General features: G+C 39.8%; 2 protein-coding genes. Both read right to left on the bottom strand.

Annotated features, from left to right (window positions below; genetic code table 11):
• Window positions 1-845: 845 nt before the first annotated feature.
• Window positions 846-1358 (bottom strand): hypothetical protein, encoded by a 513-nt coding sequence (locus SCA31_RS22205; protein ID WP_410699231.1) that lies wholly within the window; start codon window positions 1356-1358, stop codon window positions 846-848.
• Window positions 1359-1445: 87 nt separating this feature from the next.
• Window positions 1446-9644, bottom strand: a complete 8199-nt coding sequence (locus SCA31_RS22200; protein WP_410699230.1) for a GEVED domain-containing protein — start codon at window positions 9642-9644, stop codon at window positions 1446-1448.
• Between the last annotated feature and the right edge of the window lie 84 nt (window positions 9645-9728).

Below are 9728 nucleotides of genomic sequence, written 5' to 3'. Positions count from 1 at the left end.
CATAAACAAAAAATTGGCCATGATCCACAAAAAAGCAATCATTGTAATGCATGATAAAAGGCAGATGATTAAAATGGCGCTCTTTCTGTCTATTGATTTTTTATTATTGATTTTCATGCTTTTATAATTCTATTAAAGGCGGTATAGTAAGCCCAAAAGTTATTTTATTTTTTAACATTATATTCTACGATCTTAAGGTGTATCCTTCTACTATTTACCGGAAAAAAATTACTGGCTATTCCTCAATTAACATCACCTCTTTTATAAAATCATTAATGATGAGAGACAATAAAGGTTTGGCATTAGACATTGTTAGATCTTTCAAATCAGTAATTCTATGTATTGCCGTACCTTTGTTAAAAGTTTAAAAGAGAATATTCTCAACTAAACCTTTTCTAATAAAATTATATACCTATAAAAGAATCAAGCTTTAAGGGCTAAGGTTTGAATTTAACCTCAAAAAAATATCATTGCTGTACACTTGCATGAATTAAAATATGATTCATAATAATCAGTTTATACAATGAGATTTAGTACCCTGCAGCATTGATAATATTCCTATATACAACTCTTTCTTTCTATAGTATTCGCCCCGTTAAGAAAATGTGTTATATGATCGCTATTCAAAGTATTAAGCCCTAAAATTGTAATTTATTCTATATCCTATTTTCTGAAAAAATGATGTTTAAGCATAATTGTTTATGCCCATCAAGTATTTATCAAATATTAAAAACTTCAACCCAGATAATTGAATCAGTCTTTATAAGACCAATCATCCAATTATCGGGTTGAAGACAGTACTAACTTTAGTATAATAGGGTCATTAATTAATACCTAGTAAAATATTAATGATGATGATCAGAAACCATTATTAATTTAGGATCAGTAAATCTTATCGACATCGTGTTCTTGAATGTTGGATTAAGTGCTTCATGATCAGTTATATCAAAACTTAAAAGGTCATCTTTTTTTAACTGTATCTGGAAAGAATATATTCCTTGTGAAGATAGCATCCCAAGTTCACTCTGAAAGGCTGGTTTACCATTCAAATTGATAAAATAATTTATATATTTTCCGCTTTCCAGTGTTTTATTAACTTCTGAACCTAAAGTTATTCGGTAGATCCCTTCTTTTTTCACTTTTATCTCATTGTCATTTAAAGAGATTTCATCTTGATTATTCCCCTCGACAGTCAGATTAGAAAAAACCATTCTTTTTTTTGTTTCTGAATCAATATATCCTGTACCCTCAACAGAATAGATAGGATTTCCATCTACAATGTCCTCAGTATGTTGTGCAAGGATGGGATTGAAAAATATTGTTAAGAATAATAGAACATTTATTTTAAAATATATCATTATTTTTTATTTTTTTAAATTTAAATGAAAGCCTTTGGCAAAAACAGCAGAAAAAATCTACTGCTTTTGCCTACAGCTTTATTAAGTTTATTCAGGACAGGCCTGATTGCTTATACAATACCACGCGAATGTCACTCCATTATCAATTGAAGTATATATTTTCAGACATTGGTTTGTTATATCGTATACCATCATTCCTTCTGTAAAACTATCAGCAGGAATCCCCACAGGATTTCCAGAATTATTAAACATCACTCTATTAGGAACAAAACCTTTTGTTTTGGATTCTAATACAATCCAGCCTCCTTTTCTAGCCATAGGCCATTTGTCTAAATCATCTGATCCGGCTCTGTTTAAAGAGGTTATTCCAAATTTAACATCCAAAATATTTCCTCCTGTTGTAGCTCCAGGTTTGTAGCAGACGTTATCACATGAGAGCGGTTTCCAATCTACATAATAGTCCTCTACTTCACCATCAGGCCCAGCAGCGAAACTTCTTTCGTCAGCAGGAGTAGAAAGATCATCAACAAATACTTCTGTAGTCAGACGTAAACGAACAAAACTTCTCTCCGTATTATTACTGCATATTGCAGGAACATCTGGCCAGGTTAAGGTTACGGTTTGTTCTGAATTAGATGCGGCAACACTTTTTACGATGGCTTCTTCAGGTTCAAACGTTCCATTAAAATTCCAGTCAATAAAGCCATATAAATGGGCTTCCTTTCCTGTATTATTTGTAAGAGGAACGGTTAAACTATAAGGCGATCCTGCTACCTTTACGGGTAATGATCCTGTAAATGCATCTTCATCATCAATACCATTCTGGTTATCTCCCAATGCATCATTCCCACTTCCTGTAATAGTAAATAATGGCCCATCTTCACTATCAGGACCTAGATTTCCTAATTTTAGGGCAGTATTTTCCGGTGTATCCAAAATTTCATGACTTGCCTTGGCACCAAGATTATAACGGTCATCTAAATCTCCATAGTCAAGTAATTTATTACCACATACCTGACCAATATTAGGCGTTAAGGTGAAATTATATTCTCTAGGGTTGTTAGTACACCCAGCGCATCCATCACTTCCTTCTATTGTATGGCCTACATATCCAAATCTATCACTTCCTGCCTCAACAGCAATTGAGATGTGTCCTCCAGCTTCTACAAAAATCATTTCTCCCTCAGCCATTTGGGCTCCATTGCTCGTAGTTGCTGCTGTTAACATATATGCGTTGGTAGGATTTACGACTCCTTTTTTAGCACCTCCATCTGATCCGGTGCTATAAATTCTTTTCTCGTCGGTAATAACGCTAAATAAGGATTGTGCACCACCATCATGATTACTCGCTGAAATCCATCTGACAGGACGGATAGGTTTTGTAACATCAGTTTCATCACCTACTCCATCTGGCTCCTCGTTCATCCAATTTATTGTTTGCCAATTCGTTGAATTTATAGTATTTCCTGAACCTAATTGTCCTACGTCATTATTTCCCAGTACAAATACTTTCCCAGCACTATCTCTCAGGAAATAGGAAGCAGAAGTATCACTGGTAATATCCTGTTGCTTTACGGGAAGTGAAATTCCATTTGGAACTGTCATCTTGGTTGCATAGCTTTTATTGGTAAACGGATTACCATCTCCTAGAAATACATTGTTCCCCCAGGTATAGAATTCATTCCCGTTTGTAGCAATGGCAACACCACCGGCAGTACGTATATCTTTCATTCCTGATAGCGGAGTACCATTATCTAACATTACCTGATGCCATCCTGTAGTGTTAATATTGCCATCTCCCTGTATATGGCTCCCTATTGTATTAGAGTGTACCCATACTTCTCCTGAGTTTGTTAAAACAAGAAAAGCTCCTACTGTCTTATCTCTACCAGCATCAATCATTTTGATATTTGCAGCTCCAACTCCGGATGGTAACGCTACTTGGTGAAAGCTGGCTGCCCCCGGAAGAATTCCACTGCCTCCCCAGGTATATAATCCACCTGATGCAACAAGCATATATTGATGAGAACCCGCTCCATTAGCGTAAGAGGCTCCGGTTAAGAATAACGGTATCCCTGAATAATTGAATCCATTAGCAGGTGTTACACTAAGTGGTGACAACTGATCAGTACCAGATGCTTTCGCTCCGTTTCCGAAAACAAGAAATTCTGCATTACGTGTTTTCACTATAGTAGCGTGGAAAAGAGCCTGTAGTGCATTTACTACACCTAAACGGTCGTCTGTATTTTCACATTCTACAGCTGTATTTCGGTTGGGTACAGCTGGCAAATAATAGTCTTCCACCTCTCCAATAGAGACGTTACCAAGTGTTCCTGTCGTTAGACCATCACCTATAGACCTTTCATCTACATTAGTAGTGGCTGCATTATCAACAAGATTTGAATTTGTTAAACGAACCCTCATATACGTATATTCTTCAGTACCTGTATAATTCGGAAGGGCCCAGGTTAATTTGGAAATATAATCTCCTGAATTTGCCGGTATTTGTGCAGATGTATACTCGTTGGCTGTAAACGTTCCATTATGATCAAGATCTAACCATGCAACTAATGTTGCCGCTCTAGCAAGATTATTTCTAACTCTGATCTGGACACTATACTCAGCTCCAGAATAAAGAGTAGGCAATGGAATATCAATACCATCCTCATCTAATCCGTCTCCATTGGTACCATTATTATCACTACCTACAGAAACGCTTTGTGCTCCATTTTCTGTATCAACGGTAGTTCCTATTAATAGGTTTTCAGATTCTATATGGCGAGCTTCAACAGTAGCTCCTGTAGAGTTTTTCTCATAGGAAATTGGTAAGTCTCCATAATCCAGTTTAGCTGTTATCGGAATTACATGATCTTCTATTTCACCATTAAAAATAATTGGTGTCACAGCATATTCTCCTGTATTCAGGCCATCAGCTAAAGATCGTTCATCTACTGTACCAACTCCTGCACGATCAGTCAATGTTCCTTCAGAAAGACGTAAACGCATATATAGCTGTGTTGGACTTCCAACAATTACATTTTGTGCAGCGGTCCAATTAAGGGATACATTTCCATTTGTATTGTTTGGAACACTTGCCGTTACCGCTTCAGTTGCCTCAAAATACCCATTGTTATTAAAATCGATCCATCCATAAAGTGTTTTAGCCGTTCCTGTCGTATTATGTACTTTTACTTGTGCAGAGTAATCATAACCTCCGGTCTTAAACATTGATGAAACAATCACTCCATCCTCATCATCTATGTCTGCATTATCATCTCCAAGAGCTGTAGTTGAAGTATGTTTAGTTATTTCTGAATCAGCTGAAACATTTCCAATATATAGTGCACTATTTATGGCCTGTCTTGCAGGGGCAAGAACTCCATTTGTACTCTTATCATAGGAGTCGGGATTATCTCCATAGTCGTATCCAGTAGAAACCTTCAGTCTGTAATCTTCTATTTCCCCTCCAAATGCAGCTCCATAAACTCCTGTATTAAGCCCATCTCCTATGGAACGTTCATCCAGTAATACATTGGAAGCATCTGCCAATGCCCCTTCAGAAATACGTAACCTCATGTATACATCAGTTAAGCCTGAAGGAATATTATTTGTATTGGCTGCCGTCCATGTCAACTGAACTGTTTGCTGGACTGGAGAACTAGGTACAGAGAATGTAGCGACTTCACTGGCTTCAAAATATCCATCATTATCAAGGTCGATCCATCCATAAAGAACTTTAGCAGATCCGGAATTATTAAATACACTTACATCCGTATAATATGCTGTGTTCTTGTAGATAGGCATTAGTTTGGTAATACCATCTTCATCAACTCCATCACCATTATTACCATTATTATCAGCATTTGCAGTAACCGTATGTGCAGATACTTCAGTATCTATTGTCTCTCCTAATTTCAAAACAGAAGATAATGCCTGTCTAGGTTCTATATTGGCACCACTTTGATTTCTAGAATATAATGAAGGTGCATCACCATAATCGTAAACATCACTTACCACATCAAACTGATAATCTTCAATTTCACCAAAAGCATTGCTTCCATTATAACTTCGGGTGTCAATAAGAGTGGCAGCATTTGCATTGGTAAGTGAAGCAGCAGAAAGCCTAAATCTTACATATGCTTTTCCAGAACTAATCACAGATGCAGATGCCACGGGAGATGTCCATGTAAGCGTAAAGTTATTTGCATCTCCTGCAGTAGCTCTTCCACTGGTCATAGCAGCCTCATTACCATTAAAAATTCCGTCTCCGTTTAGGTCTATCCATCCATATAAATATTTAGTCCCTGTCGTTTTTGTATTTACTGGTACGCTCACCGTAAACTGACTGCCGTTTGTAATTATTAAAGGTGCTGAGAAAGCATCTTCATCAGCTCCATCACCATTAAGCCCATTGTTATCAGCTCCTGGTGCAACATTATTTGGAGCCAACTCATAGTCAACAGTTGCTCCCATATAAAGATCAGGAATAGCAGTATTGGTATGAAAAGCCGGTGCAGAATTCTCGTAAGATACCGGTGCATCACCAAAATCCCTTACTACCTGTAGTTGATAATCTTCAACTTCTCCAAGCGATATAAATCCATAATTACCGGTAGCCAATCCATCTCCAATAGCACGTTCATCCACAACAGCATTGGCATCATTCCCAATCGTCACTCCTGGTTCGGCTTGTAAAATCCTCACTCGCATATATACCTTATTTAATGACGCTGAAATTGCTGCTGTTTGTGCCGCCGTGAAATTTACAGTGGTATAATATCCTCCCCCAGTAGGTGCTGCAACAGGAATAGATGCTTCAGTAGCTTCAAATCGTCCATTATTATTAAAGTCAATCCATGCATATAGAGTAGCGTTAGCACCTGTATAGTTTTTAACTTCCACATTATAGCCATTAATAGCTCCCGGGTTGATAAGCAATGGACTTGTTACACCATCTTCATCTCCTCCATCACCATTATTACCATTATTATCAGCTCCCGTACTTACTGAAGCAGGACCTGCTTCATGATCATAAGAACTTCCCAGATATAAGTATTGAGTACCAAAGTTTCTTGCAGGCTTGAAATTATCTGGCTTAGCAGTACCATTTTTATCCATTTCATAGCTTTCAGGTAAATCACCAAACTCGTAAAGATTATTGCCAACCTTAAAACGATAATCTTCCACTTCCCCTAAACTTGGAGTAGTGTATATACCTGTATTGGTACCATCCCCAATAGAACGTTCATCAATATCTGTGGTAGAGGCGTTATCTGTACCAGTTGTCTGCGTTAGTCTTATTCTCGAATATAGCTGGGTAGCTCCCACAGGAATTCGACTTGTCTGCTCTCCTCTGAACCAAAAATGTACAATACTTTCACCAGTTACAGGCTGATACCCTGCTGTAGCTGCAGTAGAAGTTGCATAGGCAGCTTCATTTAATTGAAATTTACCATCATTGTTAAAATCAACCCATGCAATAACACTTGATGCTGTATTTGCATTTACTGACGTAGAAAATGTAAATGGAGCTCCTCGGGTAATTGTTTGCATTTCTATACCATCTTCATCAATGCCATCTCCATTGGTTCCATTATTATCAGCACCTGCTGCCACACTTTGAGCAGCCTGTTCATGATCAATTGTTTTTCCTAAAGTATATACGGAATTTGCTATTTGTCTTGCCGGATATGAAGCATTTGCATTATTAGCTTCATAGGAAACCGGAGCATCCCCAAAATCATACAGATCTACAGGCAATTGATAATCCTCGATCTCTCCAAATGCTGTGTTTGGATTATTCACAGCATTGGCTGTTGTAGTTGCTCCATTACCAACACTTCTCTCATCAATTAAGGCTCCCCCACTTGCTGCGGTTGTAAAATCAACCAAGTTTAAGTTAGAGAGTCTTAGACGTAAATAAATTTTTGTTGTTCCGTTTGCAATACTTGTAGTCTGAGCAGCGGTCCAGGTAAGGGTGAGATGATTAAGCCCCGCTCCCGATGTAGGGATAGTTGCCATTTCTCCTGCCTGGAAACGACCGTCACCATTAAGATCCAGCCATCCATATAAGTATTTTGTTCCCGCCAGACTGGAAGGAATATTTACGGGAACCGTAAGACTGTAGGCTGCTCCACGGCTTACACTCGTCAAAGTGGTAAGACCATCTTCATCGGCCAGTCCTACTGCATTATCCCCAGATGTATTATTCTCAGCAGGGGAAGTCACAGAAGCCGGTGTACTTTCCACATCCAAAAGACTCCCAATGCTGAACCCTGCTAGAGGAGCATGCAAGGCAGGCAATGGATTACCATCCTTGTCATTCTCAAAGCTGGACGGTACATCACCATAATCATATTCATCAACTACATTGATTTGGTAGTCTTCTACCTCCCCGTTGGAGGGTGCTCCAAAGTTAGCTGCATTTGCTGTACTTACAGCTCCGTTACCTACACTTCTCTCATCAATAAGAGCCCCGCCACTGGCAACAGTGGTAAAGTCATTCAGGGAACGATCTGAGAGTCTGAGCCTCATATAAAGCTTTGAAGCCCCGGAAACTATTGTTCCGGTCTGGGCTACTGTCCAGCTTAACGTTTGGGTGGTAGAACCTACAGTAGAAAATGTTGTTGTGGCAACCTCTCCTACCTGAAACTTACCGTCATTGTTAAAGTCGATCCAGCCATACAGATATCTTGTACCAGCCACCGGATTGGTCACTGGAACTGATAATCTATAAGGTACCCCTGTTCTAATCCGGTTTACCGATACATCTATGGCATCTTCATCCAATCCATCTCCATTACCATCATTGTTATTAGCTCCAGCAACAACACTAAAAGGAACCTGTTCAACATCCGGAAGAATACTTCCTAGTGAAAGACCTGATAACTGCATATGTCCTGCAGGCAAGAAAACACCATCTTTCGAATTGTCATAAGAAACCGGAGCATCTCCAAAATCATACAGATCTACAGGGAGCTGATAATCCTCAATCTCTCCAAATGCTGTGTTTGGATTATTCGCAGCATTGGCTGTTGTAGTTGCTCCATTACCAACACTTCTCTCATCAATTAAGGCCCCTCCGCTTGCTGCAGTGGTAAAGTCAACCAAACTTAAGTTAGAAAGTCTTAAACGTAAATAAATATTTTTTGTTCCGTTTGCAATACTTGTAGTCTGAGCAGCGGTCCAGGTAAGGGTAAGATTTGCAGCAGCAGTTGCAGCAGTAGTGGCACTTGCCACTTCTCCTATCTGGAAACGTCCGTCACCATTAAGGTCCAGCCATCCGTACAAATACTTTGTTCCTGTCAGGCTGGAAGGAATATTTACGGGAACCGTAAGACTGTAGGCTACTCCACGGCTTACACTCGTCAAAGTGGTAAGACCATCTTCATCAGCCAGTCCTACTGCATTATCCCCAGATATATTATTCTCATTGGGAGAAGTCACAGAAGCTGGAGCACTTTCCACATCCAAAAGACTCCCAAGGCTGAACCCTGTTAGAGGAGCATGCAAGGCAGGCAATGGATTACCATCCTTGTCATTCTCAAAGCTCGAAGGCGCATCACCATAATCGTATTCATCAACTACATTGATTTGGTAGTCCTCTACCTCCCCGTTGGAGGTTGTACCAAAGTTAGCTGCATTCGCTGTGCTTACAGCTCCGTTACCTACACTTCTCTCATCAATAAGAGCCCCGCCACTGGCAGCAGTGGTAAAGTCATTCAGGGAACGATCTGAAAGTCTGAGCCTCATATAAAGCTTTGAAGCCCCGGAAGCTATTGTTCCGGTCTGGGCAACTGTCCAGCTTAATGTTTGGGTGGTAGAACCCACAGTAGAAAATGTCCTTGTAGCAACCTCCTCTACCTGAAACTTACCGTCATTGTTAAAGTCGATCCAACCATACAAATATCTTGTAGCAGCCACTGGATTGGTCACTGGAACTGATAGTGTATAAGGCACGCCGGTTCTAATCTGGTTTACCGATACATCTATCGCATCTTCATCCAAGCCATCTCCATTGCTGCCGTTATTATTCGCTCCGGCGGCAACACTCAGCGGGGAAAGTTCAAGATCAGGAACAAGGCCTCCCATTCCCAGACCTGAAAGCAGGCCATGGGCAGCAGGAGCATATACTCCATCCTTGGTAAAATCATAGCTGGCAGGTACATCACCATAGTCATAAACGGCAGATGCCACACTGTTCCAGCTGGCACCCACATTGATGCCATCCACTTCAAGGGTCGGTGCGTTGGCCGCTGTACCCTGCAAAAGGGCTATTCCTGACAAGCTACCCGTATCCGCTCCAACAGAGGCAGAATATTCAACATCGGCAGTCCCTGGCTCTGATGACAGGGAAGGGTTAACATAAAG

Source organism: Chryseobacterium sp. SIMBA_028, from assembly GCF_046535285.1.
In the GTDB taxonomy this organism is placed as follows: Bacteria; Bacteroidota; Bacteroidia; order Flavobacteriales; family Weeksellaceae; genus Chryseobacterium.
The sequence above is the reverse complement of the archived record's forward strand: the minus strand, read 5'-3'. Positions and strand labels throughout refer to the sequence as shown.

Excerpts from the sequence above, each read along its gene's own strand:
- SCA31_RS22205 (WP_410699231.1), bottom strand. The coding sequence starts at position 1,358 with ATGATATATTTTAAAATAAATGTTCTATTATTCTTAACAATATTTTTC.